The 13,457-nt window shown below is 64.0% G+C and carries 16 protein-coding genes and 1 tRNA gene; 7 read left to right on the top strand and 10 right to left on the bottom strand.

The genetic code is table 11. From position 1 onward, the window contains the following. The first annotated feature begins 315 nt into the window (after positions 1-315). Positions 316-1,707 (top strand): NCS2 family permease, encoded by a 1,392-nt coding sequence (locus F7R11_RS06675; protein ID WP_064802120.1) that lies wholly within the window; start codon positions 316-318, stop codon positions 1,705-1,707. 150 nt (positions 1,708-1,857) lie between these two features. Here the strand turns inward: F7R11_RS06675 and F7R11_RS06670 are convergent, their stop codons facing one another. Then, positions 1,858-2,496, bottom strand: a complete 639-nt coding sequence (locus F7R11_RS06670) for a peroxiredoxin (protein WP_031329446.1) — start codon at positions 2,494-2,496, stop codon at positions 1,858-1,860. A gap of 280 nt (positions 2,497-2,776) precedes the next feature. Between F7R11_RS06670 and F7R11_RS06665 the strand changes: the two genes are divergently transcribed. The 3 genes from F7R11_RS06665 to F7R11_RS06655 all read left to right on the top strand — a co-directional run bounded on the left by F7R11_RS06665 (position 2,777) and on the right by F7R11_RS06655 (position 4,149). Further along, positions 2,777-3,103, top strand: a complete 327-nt coding sequence (locus tag F7R11_RS06665; protein WP_021195215.1) for an ElaB/YgaM/YqjD family protein — start codon at positions 2,777-2,779, stop codon at positions 3,101-3,103. Positions 3,104-3,244: 141 nt separating this feature from the next. Next, on the top strand, positions 3,245-3,622 hold the full coding sequence (locus F7R11_RS06660; RefSeq protein ID WP_021195216.1) for a phage holin family protein: 378 nt from the start codon (positions 3,245-3,247) through the stop codon (positions 3,620-3,622). After that, positions 3,619-4,149: a DUF3318 domain-containing protein gene (locus F7R11_RS06655; protein WP_064802118.1), complete on the top strand. Its 531-nt coding sequence runs from the start codon at positions 3,619-3,621 to the stop codon at positions 4,147-4,149. The genes F7R11_RS06660 and F7R11_RS06655 overlap by 4 nt, the downstream gene beginning before the upstream one ends. A gap of 58 nt (positions 4,150-4,207) precedes the next feature. Here F7R11_RS06655 and F7R11_RS06650 read toward each other — a convergent pair whose 3' ends face one another. Next, on the bottom strand, positions 4,208-4,582 hold the full coding sequence (locus F7R11_RS06650) for a hypothetical protein (RefSeq protein WP_021195218.1): 375 nt from the start codon (positions 4,580-4,582) through the stop codon (positions 4,208-4,210). Between the two features lie 311 nt (positions 4,583-4,893). On the opposite strand from F7R11_RS06650, the gene F7R11_RS06645 reads away from it, so the two are divergent. The 3 genes from F7R11_RS06645 to F7R11_RS06635 are packed head-to-tail and all read left to right on the top strand — an operon-like array spanning position 4,894 to position 6,838. After that, entirely contained in the window at positions 4,894-5,568 is a 675-nt protein-coding gene (locus tag F7R11_RS06645; protein ID WP_064802116.1) for an ABC transporter ATP-binding protein, read from the top strand. Further along, on the top strand, positions 5,565-6,374 hold the full coding sequence (locus F7R11_RS06640) for an ABC transporter permease (protein WP_064802114.1): 810 nt from the start codon (positions 5,565-5,567) through the stop codon (positions 6,372-6,374). The genes F7R11_RS06645 and F7R11_RS06640 overlap by 4 nt, the downstream gene beginning before the upstream one ends. A gap of 2 nt (positions 6,375-6,376) precedes the next feature. Continuing rightward, complete coding sequence (locus F7R11_RS06635; RefSeq protein WP_064802111.1) at positions 6,377-6,838, top strand: NUDIX domain-containing protein; 462 nt, start codon at positions 6,377-6,379, stop codon at positions 6,836-6,838. Here the strand turns inward: F7R11_RS06635 and F7R11_RS06630 are convergent. From F7R11_RS06630 to pal, 8 genes are all read right to left on the bottom strand, one after another. Then, positions 6,835-7,749, bottom strand: coding sequence for a TauD/TfdA dioxygenase family protein (locus tag F7R11_RS06630; protein WP_064802109.1), 915 nt, complete (start codon positions 7,747-7,749; stop codon positions 6,835-6,837). The genes F7R11_RS06635 and F7R11_RS06630 overlap by 4 nt on opposite strands. A gap of 102 nt (positions 7,750-7,851) precedes the next feature. After that, on the bottom strand, positions 7,852-9,018 hold the full coding sequence (locus F7R11_RS06625; protein WP_064802107.1) for an acyl-CoA dehydrogenase family protein: 1,167 nt from the start codon (positions 9,016-9,018) through the stop codon (positions 7,852-7,854). Between the two features lie 118 nt (positions 9,019-9,136). Continuing rightward, positions 9,137-9,628 (bottom strand): nucleoside 2-deoxyribosyltransferase, encoded by a 492-nt coding sequence (locus F7R11_RS06620; protein WP_064802105.1) that lies wholly within the window; start codon positions 9,626-9,628, stop codon positions 9,137-9,139. Positions 9,629-9,726: 98 nt separating this feature from the next. Continuing rightward, a tRNA-Lys gene (locus F7R11_RS06615) sits at positions 9,727-9,802 on the bottom strand. A 47-nt stretch (positions 9,803-9,849) separates the two neighbouring features. Then, entirely contained in the window at positions 9,850-10,965 is a 1,116-nt protein-coding gene (locus tag F7R11_RS06610) for a YeeE/YedE family protein (RefSeq protein ID WP_064802102.1), read from the bottom strand. Positions 10,966-10,969: 4 nt separating this feature from the next. After that, positions 10,970-11,644, bottom strand: coding sequence for a 7-cyano-7-deazaguanine synthase QueC (gene queC / locus F7R11_RS06605; protein ID WP_064802100.1), 675 nt, complete (start codon positions 11,642-11,644; stop codon positions 10,970-10,972). Positions 11,645-11,810: 166 nt separating this feature from the next. Next, a complete protein-coding gene (gene ybgF, locus F7R11_RS06600; protein ID WP_064802092.1) occupies positions 11,811-12,596 on the bottom strand; it encodes a tol-pal system protein YbgF in 786 nt (261 codons plus the stop codon). A gap of 338 nt (positions 12,597-12,934) precedes the next feature. Further along, positions 12,935-13,453: a peptidoglycan-associated lipoprotein Pal gene (gene pal, locus F7R11_RS06595; protein WP_021195228.1), complete on the bottom strand. Its 519-nt coding sequence runs from the start codon at positions 13,451-13,453 to the stop codon at positions 12,935-12,937. Positions 13,454-13,457 lie beyond the last annotated feature (4 nt).

The following is a 13,457-nucleotide window of genomic DNA, read 5'->3' as shown; positions in this document are numbered from 1 at the left end:
CCCCAGCGTTATACAAATTTGCAAATGATCGGGATACGTCTCGCCGCATGAATCGGCCGTGGGCGCCCGTCTATGCTTCGCTCCAAGTGCCAGCGGATCGAATCACTGGCACCGCCCTCACACCGATAAAACGTGCGCGCGATCCATCCGTAGATTGCAGCGCCACGCGACAAAACCAATCGCGAGACAACGGTCTGGAGAATGCCAGCGCGCGTACGCAGGCACCCGAGCCGAACCAAAACCAGAACAGGGCGCCTCACGTTGTCGGTTCCGCAAAACCGATCAGCGCGGAGCTCTGCCAGGAGACAACCCACCATGGCTGAACAGTCCATTCCGTCGACGACGGAACTTGGCGCCGCTGGCATCGCGGATGCGCCTACCCAAGATCATGTTGATCGCTATTTCCAGATTTCTGCACGCGGCAGCACCCAGAAGCGCGAGGTCGTGGCTGGCATCACCACCTTCATGGCAATGGTCTACGCCGTGTTTGTCGTGCCCGGCATGCTGGGCAAGGCAGGCTTCGATAGCAGCGCCGTCTTCGTTGCAGTGTGTCTGACCACGGCCTTCGGCTCACTGCTGATGGGCCTGTGGGCCAAGCTGCCGATCGCTATCGGCTGCGCGATTTCGCTGACTGCCTTCATGGCCTTCGGCTTGGTGCTGGGCCAGAAGCTCACGCCGGAAGTGGCGCTGGGCGCGGTCTTCCTCATGGGGGTTGTCTTCACCGCCATTTCGGCCACGGGCGTGCGCTCGTGGATCCTGCGCAACCTGCCCTCGGGCGTGGCGCACGGCACCGGTATCGGTATCGGCCTGTTCCTGCTGCTGATCGCGTCCAACGACGTGGGTCTGGTGGTCAAGAACGCCGGTGCCGGCCTGCCCGTTGCGCTGGGTCATGTCACCGCCTTCCCGGTGATGATGTCGGTGCTGGGCCTGGCAGCCATCTTCGGTATGGAGCGTCGTCGTGTACCGGGCGGCATCCTGATCGTGATCATCGCCATCTCGGCGCTGGGCCTGATCTTTGACCCGGCCGTGAAGTTCACGGGTGTGTTCGCCCTGCCGTCGCTCAGCTCGCCGGGCCATGCCTCGCTGATTGGCGCGATGGATATTCGCGGTGCGCTTTCTGCAGCCGTGCTGCCCGCGGTGCTGGCGCTGGTGATGACCGCTGTGTTCGATGCCACAGGCACGATCCGCGCGGTGGCCGGTCAAGCTGGCCTGCTCAATGACAAGGGCCAGATCATCAACGGTGGTCGCGCCCTGACGGCCGATTCGATCAGCTCGATCTTCTCAGCGTTCTTCGGTGGGGCGCCGGCTGCGGCCTACATCGAGTCGACGGTGGGCGTGGCTGCCGGCGGCAAGACGGGCCTGACGGCTGTCGTGGTCGGCGTGCTGTTCCTGGCGGTGATGTTCTTCTCGCCGCTGGCTGGCCTGGTGCCGTCATATGCAACGGCCCCTGCGCTGATGTACGTCGGTCTGCTGATGCTGTCGAGCGTGAGCAAGCTGCACATGGACGACATGGTCGACGCGCTGGCTGGCCTGGTTTGCGCCGTGTTCATCGTGCTGACGTGCAACATCGTCACCGGCATCATGCTCGGCTTCGCAACGCTGGTGATCGGCCGCCTGGTGGCCGGCGAATGGCGCAAGCTGAACGTCGGTACCGTGGGCATTGCTGTGGCGCTGGTCGCGTTCTACGCCGGCGGCTGGGCGATCTGATCGCACGCTGAACCGTCTTCACAAAAGACAAACCGGCCAGACCCGTAAAGGCTGGCCGGTTTTGTTTTTGCACCGCACGTTATCGTTTGTACAAATGCAAAAAACGCCCGGCACGAGGGCCGGGCGGCAATCACACTACCAAGGAGCCGGTTACTTATTGGGCTGCGGCGTCAGGCGCAGATACGGGCGCAACGCCTTGTAGCCCTTCGGGAATTTCTGCTTGATGACCTCTTCATCCTTAAGCGACGGCACGATGACAACGTCATCGCCGTCTTGCCAGTTACCCGGCGTGGCCACGCTGTGATACTCGGTCAGCTGCAGCGAATCGATGACGCGCAGCACCTCGTTGAAGTTGCGCCCCGTCGACGCCGGATACGTAATCGTCAGGCGAACCTTCTTGTTCGGATCGATCACGAACAGCGAACGCACGGTAAAGGTCTCGCTCGCATTCGGGTGAATCATGTCGTACAGCTGCGAAACCTTGCGATCCGGATCAGCAATGATCGGGAAGTTGACCGTGGTGTTCTGCGTCTCGTTGATGTCGTTGATCCAGCCCTTGTGCGACTCGACCGAATCCACCGACAAGGCGATCGCCTTGACATTGCGCTTGGCAAACTCTTCCTTGAGCTTGGCGGTCAGGCCCAGTTCCGTGGTGCAAACCGGCGTGTAGTCGGCCGGGTGCGAAAACAGCACGCCCCAGCTGTTACCCAGCCATTCATGAAACTTGATGCGGCCTTCGCTCGAATCCTGCTCGAAATCGGGGGCGATATCGCCCAAACGTAAAGACATCGTGTCCTCCATGCACTGGTTGGGAACCACTATAGCCAGATTGCCATCCAACCAAAACGACTATAAATTCACAACAACATCACTTTTTGTCATTTGGCGCGGCAATTGCTGGCAGAACGGTGGAAGGCACGCGCACATTGCCGGACAATGACCGGGGCCTTGATCCATCGCAGCGTGCGCGACATGAGCGCTTGAAGTTTCGCAACGCCCACACATATGCTAGCGAATAAGCGCGTCGACCGATTGACGATTGAACCACCCCAATACCAAGGACCCGACCATGACGAACACCTCACCCAACCTGGCCGAATCCGTCAATAAGGAGAAACTGATGACCGACGTGAAGACCGTTCTGTCCGACGCCGAAACCCTGCTCAAACAAGCTGCCTCCTCCAGCGGCGAAAAAGCCGCCGAGCTGCGTGAGCGCGGCATGGGCATGCTGCGCCAAGCCAAGGAAAAGGCGCAGGACCTGCAAGATGCTGTCGTCCACAAGAGCAAGGCGGCAGCACGCGCCACCGATGACTACGTTCACGATCATCCGTGGCAAGCCGTGGGCGTAGCAGCGGGCGTGGGCTTGCTGATCGGTCTGCTGCTCAACCGCAAGTAATCCGAAGTCCTCTTTCTGGCCGATGGCGCGCTCTTGAGTGGATCGCGCCATCGGCCAGTTGCATTCTGGCGGTCCCGCCATGGGCGTGGCGCGTGCTGTATTGGCAGTCACGTGCCTTGCCTCGTACCCTTCGGAACCTTCATGACCGACGACACCAGCCCGAAGCTGTTCGCCTCCCTGAAGAAACTGGCCGGCACGGTCGTCTCGATGCTGCAAACGCGGCTCGAACTGGCGAGCGTCGAACTGGCCGAAGAAAAAGACCGGCTACTCGGTGCAGCCTTCCTTGGCATGCTGGCAGTGAGCCTGATTGCGCTGTCCATCATGACGCTCACGGCGCTCATCGCCATCCTGTTCTGGGACACCTACCGCTGGCAGGCACTGGCCGTCATGGCCGTGCTCTACGCGCTGGGCGCGGCAGGCTGCCTGTGGAAGGTGCGCACGTCGCTGCGCAACGCGCCGCCGCTGTTCGAAGCCACGCTGGCCGAACTCGATAAAGACCGGGAGATCCTGCGCCGATGACCGATCCGACCCAACCGACGCCATCTCCAGTGCCCGAACACGATCCCGCGAGCAGCGCGCGACATCATGTGCGGCCATCCCGCCGTGGCGCCGAGGGCCGCCTGCCGCTGGCGGTACGCAAGGAACTACTGCTCACGCGTGCTGCGCTGGAACGCTACGACTACGCGCAAGCTCGCAACGACGTGAGCCGCGCCACCAGCCGCACGTTCAGCCTGGGTGGCTTTGGCGCACTGCTGCCGAGCCTGATCCGCCCATTGGCCCGCCCGAACGGCCTGATGCGCGCGCTGGGCATTGCACGTGAGTACCCGCTGGTCGGTACGGCACTCTCGCTGGCCTATGCCGGCCTGCGCCGTACCGTGATTGGCCGCATGACACGCCGGCTCGGCAAAGTGGGGCTGGTGGCCGGGGCGGCATGGTGGGGCTACCGCAAGTGGCAGGAAGCGCAAGGCGAACAACCCGGCGATGCCTCTGCCGCTGCCACACCCGACGACGAAGCAAACGAGATCATCCCGGGCAGCACCTCCTGAAGACGCCCAACGAAAAGGCCGGATCACTCCGGCCGTTTTTATTTGCGACAGACCCGTGTCAGTGCAACGGGATCGGATGCCGTATGCGTTCCAGGCGACGGGCCATGCTTTGGCGCAAACCGGCCAGACCATGCGGATGCGCTACCGGCTCCGATACGGAACCCGCTTCTGTCGCCGCTGGCGCCGTCACCTCAGCGTCATGCGCAACGTGCCGCCGGCCATGCCACATCAGCGCGCCGCTGGCCGTCCAGCCGATCACGAATAGCGTATCGCCCACATGCGCGAGCGAGTCGGGCGAGGTGCCCGCATGAAAAATTTCGCCGAGCATATCGGCAGGCAGTTGGGCACAGATCCACAGGAAAATCGCCGGGGCCGATGCAAAAACCCCAGGCTGCCACCACGGATGCGCCACCTGAATCTTGTCGGTCTCCATGGCGCCCTCCCATCGCTTCTTGTGATGATTCGATCCTATGCCCGGCGTGCGTAAATGGCGACCCTCCCGTCACTGAATGCCATGTCGGATTCGTCCGACATCCACCAGGCGCCAGCGCCTGCAGCACCGTCCGTTCGGGTTAGGGGCCGCCCCGCATGGCACGCGAATCGCGCAGTGGCGCGGCAAGCGCAGATCGTGCGAGCCAGCGCTCCAGGGATTTCGATGGAGGATCGCCCCACCCGCTCATATGCATAATGCATAAAAGCGCTGCATTGATGCCGTACCGTACGCAACACGCTCTACCCCACGCCATGCTGACCGCCACCGACCTCCACCGCCGCGACGCACGCACCGGTGCCACGCTGTTGCACCCGACTTCGCTAGCCGTGCGGCCGGGCGAACGCATTGCGCTCACCGGTCCGTCGGGCGCCGGCAAGAGTGTGTTGCTGCGTGCGTTGGCCCTGCTGGACCCGGTCGATGACGGTCATGTGACATGGCGCGGCGAGACGATAGCCGCGCGGGCCGTCCCGGCCTATCGCTGTCAGGTCGCCTACTTGCGTCAGCGCCCCGCGCTGCTGCCAGGTACGGTGGAAGACAACCTCCGACTGCCCTATCAACTGCATGCACGTCAGGGGCACGCATCGTTTGACCGCGACGCCGCCATCACCATGCTGGCCCGCGCCGAACGCGATGCAAGCTTTCTCGACAAGACCGCCACCGACCTTTCCGGCGGCGAGGCGCAGATTGCCGCGCTTGTCCGGACCTTGCAAACCGGCCCCACCGTCCTGCTGCTCGACGAGCCGACCGCGGCCCTGGACCCCGCCTCCGCGCACGCCATTGAAACACTGCTGCAGCATTGGTTTGCCCAGGCACCCGACCGGTGCGCCTGGGTGTGGATCACGCACGATCCGGAACAGGCCGCGCGCATCGGCCAACAGCACTGGCGCATGGAAGCCGGCCGACTGCGTACCGGGGCGACACGATGAATGGCCAAGAACTGACGCTCTCCGCCTGGCAGGTCGGCGTCGCAGCGGCGCTGATCCTCGTGAACGGCGCGCTGTCGATCGGGCTGGGTCTCGGGCTGGAGCGACGCCTCGCGTGGGCTGCCGTACGCACCGTCGTGCAATTGCTGGCCATCGGCTTCGTGCTCGAATGGGTGTTCGCCCATGCGTACTGGATGGTGGTGCTGGGCGTGGTTGCCGTCATGACGCTGATTGCGGGGCACGCCACTGGCAGCCGCGGCGCACGTGGCTATGCGGGGCTGCGAATCGACGGGACGCTGTCCGTGTTCGGCAGCACGTGGCTGATCGGTGCGATCGGGTTGATCGTCGTGCTGCATGCCCGGCCGTGGTATGAACCGCAGTACGCGATTCCGATCATGGGGATGATTCTCGGCAACACGCTCACGGGCGTCGGCCTGGCGCTGGAACGCATGACCGGCGAGCTGATCGCGACACGTGACCAGGTGGAAACGGTGCTCGCACTGGGCGGCACGCGCTGGGAGGCGGCACGCAACGCCGCACGAACCGCCGTGCGCGCCGGCTTGACGCCAATCATCAACCAGATGTCTGTCGTGGGTGTGGTGAGCCTGCCAGGCATGATGACGGGCCAGGTGCTGGCCGGGCAGTCGCCGCTGGAGGCCGTGCGCTACCAGATCGTCATCATGTTTTTGCTGGCGGCCTCCTCCGGGCTCGGCACGGTGGCGGCAGTGCTGCTCGCCTACCGGCGCCTGTTCAGCCGTGATCACCAGTTGCTGGCCGCGCGCATCGTGCAGCGCGGTGGGGGCAAGTAGCCATGCCGATCGCCCTGTCCTGTGGCCTCGTGCTGCTCAATGAAGATGCCGAAGTCCTGCTCGCCCATGCCACGGAAACACGCCACTGGGACATCCCCAAGGGGGCCCCTGAACAGGGCGAAAGCTACCGCGATACCGCATTACGCGAGACGCGTGAAGAAACCGGCCTCGACCTCGATGGCCACGCGCTGGTCGAACTCGGCCGCGTTCCGTTCCGGCGCGACAAGGAGTTGCATCTGTTCGCCACACGCCTGCGCCGCGCCGAGGTCGCGCTCGACGCACTGACCTGCACCTCGATGTTCAACAGCTATCACACGGGGCGCCTGATCCCCGAGATGGATGCGTACCGCTGGGCCAACGCAGACGCGGTCTCACAGCACGCCAGCCAGTCCCTCGCACGGCTCTTCGCACAGACACTCACGCTCGCCAGCATTGATGCGCGCCTGCGCGAGGCAGGGCTTTAGACAGGAACGTCGCCCTCGATCGTCGTGCGATGCAGCGTGCGGCGATAGGTGTCGGGGCAGCCTGGCGCGAAATGGATGGTCGAGCGGTTGTCCCAGAACAGCATGTCGCCCGCGCGCCATTGGTGCGTGTAGACGTTGTCTGCGCGGACGCTGTGGGCGAAGAGTTGCTCCAGCACGCTGGCGCTTTCGTCTTCCGGAAGACCAAGGATGTGCGAGGTAAAGCCTTCGTTGACGAAGAGCGCGCGCTTGCCCGTCTCCGGGTGCGTGCGCACGACCGGATGATCGACCGGTGGCACGGCATCGATCTGCGCCTGCGACAGCGGCGGACGCCAGGTCGATAGCACCCGCAATCGCTCGTAGCGGTACACGTATGAGTGCACCGCACGGCGGCCCTCGATCACGCGCTTGAGTTCTGCGGGCAGCGTCTCGAATGCGCGGACCATGTTGGCAAACAGCGTATCGCCGCCCTCCTCCGGCAGTTCGCGCGTCAGCAGCAGCGAGCCCAGGCTCGGCAGCGGCTTGTACGAGAGATCCGAGTGCCAGTCGCGCCCTGCATCTCCCAGGCCGATCGGCTTGCCGTTCTCCACCACGTTGGAGACCACCAGGATTTCCGGATGCCCCGCCAGATGAAACTGGTTGAGCACGTGCACCTGGAGCGGGCCAAAGCGGCGGCTGAACTCGACTTGCGACTCCGGTGTGAGCTGTACGTCGCGAAAGACCAGCAAGCCATCGTGCGCAAGCCACGCCTGGCGGATGGCGGCGATGTCGGCATCGGACAGGTCAGCCGCATCGGCGAGCCCCAGAATCTCGGCGCCGAGCGGCGCGTCAGGCAGACGACGAACGTGGAAACGGGTGGTGTGAACGGCAGGCGCCTCAGGGGCAGCCGGGGTAGCGAGGGCAACGTCAGACATGATGTAAGTAGACAGTTCACGGCAGCGAACGAATTCCACATTACACCGCCCGCGCGGGCCATGTGCCAACGAAGGAAAGCGCAGATCGATACGCGCTCAGCCTTAAACCGTGGCATCCGGCAGGATGCCTTCCAGCGCGTAGCGGCCGATGGCGCGCAGTTTGTAGTCGAGCGGATCGTGCAGCGTGTGCGTGCGCGCGTTGCGCCAGAAGCGGTCCAGTGCGAGTGCGGCCTTGGTAGAGCGCGCGCCCGTCGCCTCAAACATTTCCTGGCTGATGAACAGCGCCGCACGATGTGCCGCCACCTTGGCTTCGGCCGTGAAGAGCGAGACCTCGGCGCGCTCGTCAGCGGTGAGCGCAGCCCCCTTGCGCCACGCGCGGTCCAGCCGCTGAATGGCGCGATCAGCCAGGGCTTCAGCAGCGAGCCATTGCACGCGCATCTCGCCGAAACGTTGAATCTGATAGGGGTCGTCCGCCGCGCGCTCAACGCCGGAGGTGAGCCACGGCCGCGATGCATGCAGCGTGACCTTGCGCGCCTCATCCAGCGCACCCGCAGCAATGCCGGTGTACAGATTGACCAGCACGTTCTGCGCAACGCACGAGCGCAAGGTCTGATACGGCGTGAAGACGTTGTCGGGCCCAGCCAGCACTTCGTCTTCGCTCACCTGCACATGGCGAAACTGCACGGTGGCGCTATCGGTCTGGCGCTGGCCGATGGGATGCCAGTCGTCGCGCACCGTGATGCCGTAGCGGGCCGTCGGCACCACGGCGACTACGGTCTTGCCACTCGCCTCATCATGGGCGGACACCACCATCATGTTCGAACCCAGCGTGCCCGAACAGAAACCCTTTTCCCCGTCGAGCACCCAGCCACTACCGGAGCGCTGCGCGCGCAGCCGATGATCCAGCGGGTTGACGGCGTTGCCCCACCACCAGCCCAGTTCCGCAGTCGGGCGCAGAAAGCGTTCGCGTTGCGCGTCGGAGCCGTACAGATACACCGTGGTGGTCTGCAGGTACTGGAAGGCCAGCAAATGCCCGAGGGAGCTGTCGACCGCAGCGATGGCACGCACGGCGGCAAAGGCATCGGCCCAGCCTACACCTGCGCCCCCGTACTGGGTGGGGATGACCAACGGCAGTAAACCTGCGCGCGCAATTGCTGCCTTCTCATGCGCAGCATGACCACCTTGCTGATCGCGTTGCGCAGCGGTGGAGGCCAGTTCGGCCAACAGGTGTGTGAGATCAGGAAGTTGATGCAGGTCGTCGAGCTTCATGCGGTGCCTCGTCCGGCGGGTTATCCGGTGCACGCACTATACGGACAGCCTCTGCCGCCCTGAAGGAAGCAATCCGCATACGCTTATCGGCCGCGCGACTATGCGCAACTACGCGCAACTACGCGCCCGCATAGTGTGCGCGCATCTGCTCCAGGCATGCGCGTGCATCGCCCACCACCAGGCGGCTGCTGCACGCGATCATCAGGTTGCGCGGCAAGCCGAAGTCTTCCACGGTCCAGCCGTCGGCATCACTGCCTTGGGTGTTCGGCACCTGCGCGAGGAGTGGCACGGCGGGCACGTTGTAGCACCACACGTCTTTGCCGCGCGCGACGGCATAGCCGATTTCGAAGCACGTGCCAGAGTCGGGCTCATGGCCGCGGAAGTCCGCCACGTTGGCGATCACGGCGTCCGCCGAATCGATCAGTGCGATGTTTTGTCGGTAGATCTCGGCGGCGGTCGCCGGACCGTTGGCTTGTGGGGCGATTGCGTTGTCGAGCGGATACAGGCCGGTGAAGCCGAACTCCGCGCACAGTTGCTTCAGCGCTTCGCCATGGGCAACCGGTTGCGGGCGGAAGACATCGGGACCAGCGAGGTAGAGGTGCAGAGGCATGAGCGTAGACCGGTGAATGACACGCGCAGGGACGACGCACAGGATAGCGCCGCACAAAAGACAAAGGGCCCGACATTGCTGTCGAGCCCTCTGAAATTTGGTGGGTCCTGCGGGATTCGAACCCGCGACCAATAGATTAAAAGTCTACTGCTCTACCGACTGAGCTAAAGACCCCAAAGACCGCGATTATAGGAAGATAACTGCGGTTCTGTCAACGCCCCTCAGACCAGGCGTTCCATCCGCCACATCTGATAGCGGAACGCCAGCACCGCGCCGATCACAATGCCCGCCAGCGCGATGAACGAACCGATCGCCAGCGTCGACACGCCCGACAGCCCCTGCCCGATCGTGCAGCCCAGGGCCGTCACGCCGCCAGCGCCCATCAAGATGCCGCCGATGATGTGGTTGCCGGTGTCTTCGGCATTGGCAAAGCCTTCCCAGCGGAACGTGCGCGTGGCCAGCGCCACCACGGCCGAGCCAGCAATCACGCCCAGCACACTCACGATGCCCACCGTCAGCACGCGCGACGTATCGCTGAAGAACATCAACCACTCCAGCGTGTACGACACGGGGGCGACGAAGCTCAGCGCCTCCATGCGGCCGCTGTTGGTGGCGACAAACGCCTCCTGCAGCGTGTTCGGATCTTCCTGCACATAGCCGAGGTGGCCCGACACGTACCACATGGCCACGATGATGAGCCCGACGCCAACACCGCCGAGTAGGTTGTCGACCGTGCGGAAGTCACGTCCAAGCAGCGCCCACAGCGACAGCGCCCCGCCAATCACCAGCGCAAGCGCCAGACGCAGCGTACGCACATCGACCGACAGCGCATGACCCAGCACGCTCGGCAGATCCTGCGAGGTTGGCAACGTGACCGCGACATTGTCGACGGTTGCCACGCGCACCACGCCAAACACGCCCTTGAGTGTCATGTACGCCGACAACCCGAGGAACACGAATACCACCACCGACTTGAGATTGCCGCCGCCGATGCGCACCAGCGTCTTGCTGCCGCAACCCGAGCCCAGCACCATCCCGAAGCCGAACAGCAGCCCACCCACCAGCGACGACAGCCACAGCAGCTTGTTGGCCGTGTAGAGGGTCTTGCTCGTATCGATCAGGCCCAGCCAACTCAGTACACCCGTGCCGATCATGGCCACGCCAATGGCCAGCACCCACATGCGCACGCGGCTCCAATCACCGATGTTGATGGCGTCGGACACCGCACCCATCGTGCAGAAGTGCGTGCGCTGCAGAAGCGCGCCAAACACAAAGGTGAGCGCAAAGGTCGCCCACAGCACCGTGTGGGAGAGCGCGTTGAGATCGAGTTCTGGCATGGCGTCAGACGTAGCGCGTCGGGTCGGGTACGCCGGCAGCCTCAAAACCAGCCTTGCGGATACGGCACGAATCGCATACGCCGCAGGCGCGGCCTTCGTCGTCCGCCTTGTAGCACGACACCGTCATGCCATAGTCGACGCCCAGTCGCACACCGGCCTGGATGATCTCCGCCTTGGTCATGGCGATGATGGGCGCGTTCACGCGGATGCGTTCGCCTTCCACGCCAGCCTTGGTGGCCAGGTTGGCCAGCGTCTCGTACGCAGCAACGTATTCGGGGCGGCAATCCGGGTAGCCGGAGTAGTCGACTGCATTGGCGCCGAAGAACAGGTCACGCGCACCCACGGCCTCGGCCCAGCCAAGTGCGAGCGACAGCATGATGGTGTTGCGCGCCGGTACATAGGTGATGGGAATGCCGTCGTGCGCACCCTCGGTCGGCACGTCGAGCGTGTCGTCGGTCAGCGCGGAGCCACCGAACTTGCGCAGGTCCAGATCGACGATCTCGTGGCGCACGGCACCGAGTGCCGCCGCCACCTTCTTGGCGGCTTCCAGCTCGGACGAGTGGCGCTGGCCGTAGCGCATCGACAGCGCGTAGGTCTCAAAGCCATCGGCATTGGCCATGGCGAGCACGGTGGCGGAGTCCAGCCCGCCGGACAGCAGGACGATGGCGCGTTTTTTCATGAGCGAAGTCTTGTGGAGCACATCAGGGGAAGGCCCGCATTTTAGCGCGCTGCCACGCTGGCCGCGCCCCTTGCCGCACATACCGCGCATTGGCGCGCTGGCATGAAAAACGCCCGCCGGTGCAGCCACGGGCGGGCGTCGATCAACCACAGGAGCAATTCACCGATCAGCGCATCGTCTTCAGACGGCTTTCCGCAGTCTTGGCCTGCTCGCTGCCCGGGTACTGAGCAACCACCGCTTCCAGCGTCTTGCGTGCGGCGGCCTTCTGACCCGATTCACCCTGGTTGGTTGCCACCTGCAGCAATGCGTCGGCCGCCTTCGGGTGCTGCGGGTTGGCGCGCGCCATGCTCTCCAGCACGTAGCTCGACCCCTTGTAGTCACGCTGCGCATACAGCGCGTTGCCCAGCCAGAACTGCGCCAGCGGCAGATACGGGCTCTGCGGATATTTCTTCACGAAGGCCGAGAACTGGTTGCCCGCCCCCTTGAAATCACCGCCCTGGAACCGCTTGAGCGCGGCGTCGTACTCGTCCTTCTCACCGGGCTGGACCGTGCCTTCGCGGCCTTCCACCGTGGCCTGTTGCGGCTCGAATTTCTTCAGACGCGCGTCGAGGTCGGCGTAGTAATCCTTCTGCTGCTTGGTCAGCGTGTCGACAGAATTCTGCAGCACCTCGTTCTGGCCACGCAGGCGCGCCACCTCGGACTTGAGCGTCTCGATCTGGTTCTGCGCGTCGATCAGGTTTTTGCTGTTCTGGTCGATACGCTGCGCGGCGCTCGACTGGAAGGTGTTGAATTTCTCGCGCATGTCGATGATGGCGCGACGCGCCTCATCGTCGTCAAACACCCCTGCTGCCGCCGGGCCGGCCATGGTCAGGGCGCCACCCGCGACAAGCGTCGCCATCAGGATGGCCCGACGCATGGCGTCATACGCGCGCTGTTTCATCATCGTAGTCATGGGTCTGTTGGTACCAAAAACGTGCGCACGTTGGCCCGAGCGGGGGCCAGATGCGCGAAGGATGCCGCCGCAAAGGGTCATTCCCTTTGCAAGGCACGCCGACAAAGCAGATGGCCCCCGCTCGAGCCAACCCGAAGAGCAAGGGGCAGATGAGCCGCATGGCGTCGTTGCGGCCAGCTTGCTTGGAATAACCAAGCGGTGCTGCCCACACCTAGCCCTGCGGCTCATCTGTCCCTTGCGTGCGTACGTTTTTGGTACCAACAGACCCATATGATTGCCAACGTAAGAACGCCGGCCGCAGCATCGCAGCCGGCGCGTCCAACCTCAAACCGTGCCGATCAGTAAACGATGTCGGCGCGGCGGTTCTGTGCCCACGACTCTTCGTCGTGACCGGTGGCCTGCGGCTTTTCCTTGCCCAGGCTCACAGCTTCCATCTGGCTGTCAGGCACGCCCATCGACGACAGCGCACGGCGCACGGCTTCAGCACGCTTCTGGCCCAGGGCCAGGTTGTACTCGCTCGTGCCGCGCTCGTCGGTGTTGCCCTGGATCAGGACCTTGCGCTGGTTGTGCGACTGCAGGTAGCGCGAGTGCTGGCCCAGCAGGCCTTGGTATTCCGACTTGACCGAGTAGCTGTCGAAATCGAAATAGATGCTGCGCTTGGCCAGCGGGCTGTTCGGGTCAGTCAACTCGTCACGGCCCACGTCCACCGGGGTGACCGTGCGGGTGTCAGCACCCGTGCCTGCACCGCCCGTGCCGTTCTTGGCGGTGTCATCCAGCTTCACGCCCGAGCTGCAAGCGCCCAGGGCCAGCAGCGTGGCAATGGCTGCGAGTTTGATCATGGTTTGGGACTTCGACATGTCC

Source organism: Ralstonia insidiosa (genome assembly GCF_008801405.1).
Classification (GTDB): domain Bacteria; phylum Pseudomonadota; class Gammaproteobacteria; order Burkholderiales; family Burkholderiaceae; genus Ralstonia; species Ralstonia insidiosa.
Note: the sequence above shows the minus strand (reverse complement) of the source record. Positions and strands in the feature narration are given on the sequence as shown.

Bases quoted from the DNA above. Each gene is read 5' to 3' on its own strand.
- F7R11_RS06675 (WP_064802120.1), top strand. From the start codon at position 316: ATGGCTGAACAGTCCATTCCGTCGACGACGGAACTTGGCGCCGCTGGC.
- F7R11_RS06670 (WP_031329446.1), bottom strand. From the start codon at position 2,496: ATGTCTTTACGTTTGGGCGATATCGCCCCCGATTTCGAGCAGGATTCG.
- F7R11_RS06665 (WP_021195215.1), top strand. From the start codon at position 2,777: ATGACGAACACCTCACCCAACCTGGCCGAATCCGTCAATAAGGAGAAA.
- F7R11_RS06660 (WP_021195216.1), top strand. From the start codon at position 3,245: ATGACCGACGACACCAGCCCGAAGCTGTTCGCCTCCCTGAAGAAACTG.
- F7R11_RS06655 (WP_064802118.1), top strand. From the start codon at position 3,619: ATGACCGATCCGACCCAACCGACGCCATCTCCAGTGCCCGAACACGAT.
- F7R11_RS06650 (WP_021195218.1), bottom strand. From the start codon at position 4,582: ATGGAGACCGACAAGATTCAGGTGGCGCATCCGTGGTGGCAGCCTGGG.
- F7R11_RS06645 (WP_064802116.1), top strand. From the start codon at position 4,894: ATGCTGACCGCCACCGACCTCCACCGCCGCGACGCACGCACCGGTGCC.
- F7R11_RS06640 (WP_064802114.1), top strand. From the start codon at position 5,565: ATGAATGGCCAAGAACTGACGCTCTCCGCCTGGCAGGTCGGCGTCGCA.
- F7R11_RS06635 (WP_064802111.1), top strand. From the start codon at position 6,377: ATGCCGATCGCCCTGTCCTGTGGCCTCGTGCTGCTCAATGAAGATGCC.
- F7R11_RS06630 (WP_064802109.1), bottom strand. From the start codon at position 7,749: ATGTCTGACGTTGCCCTCGCTACCCCGGCTGCCCCTGAGGCGCCTGCC.
- F7R11_RS06625 (WP_064802107.1), bottom strand. From the start codon at position 9,018: ATGAAGCTCGACGACCTGCATCAACTTCCTGATCTCACACACCTGTTG.
- F7R11_RS06620 (WP_064802105.1), bottom strand. From the start codon at position 9,628: ATGCCTCTGCACCTCTACCTCGCTGGTCCCGATGTCTTCCGCCCGCAA.
- F7R11_RS06610 (WP_064802102.1), bottom strand. From the start codon at position 10,965: ATGCCAGAACTCGATCTCAACGCGCTCTCCCACACGGTGCTGTGGGCG.
- queC (WP_064802100.1), bottom strand. From the start codon at position 11,644: ATGAAAAAACGCGCCATCGTCCTGCTGTCCGGCGGGCTGGACTCCGCC.
- ybgF (WP_064802092.1), bottom strand. From the start codon at position 12,596: ATGACTACGATGATGAAACAGCGCGCGTATGACGCCATGCGTCGGGCC.
- pal (WP_021195228.1), bottom strand. From the start codon at position 13,453: ATGTCGAAGTCCCAAACCATGATCAAACTCGCAGCCATTGCCACGCTG.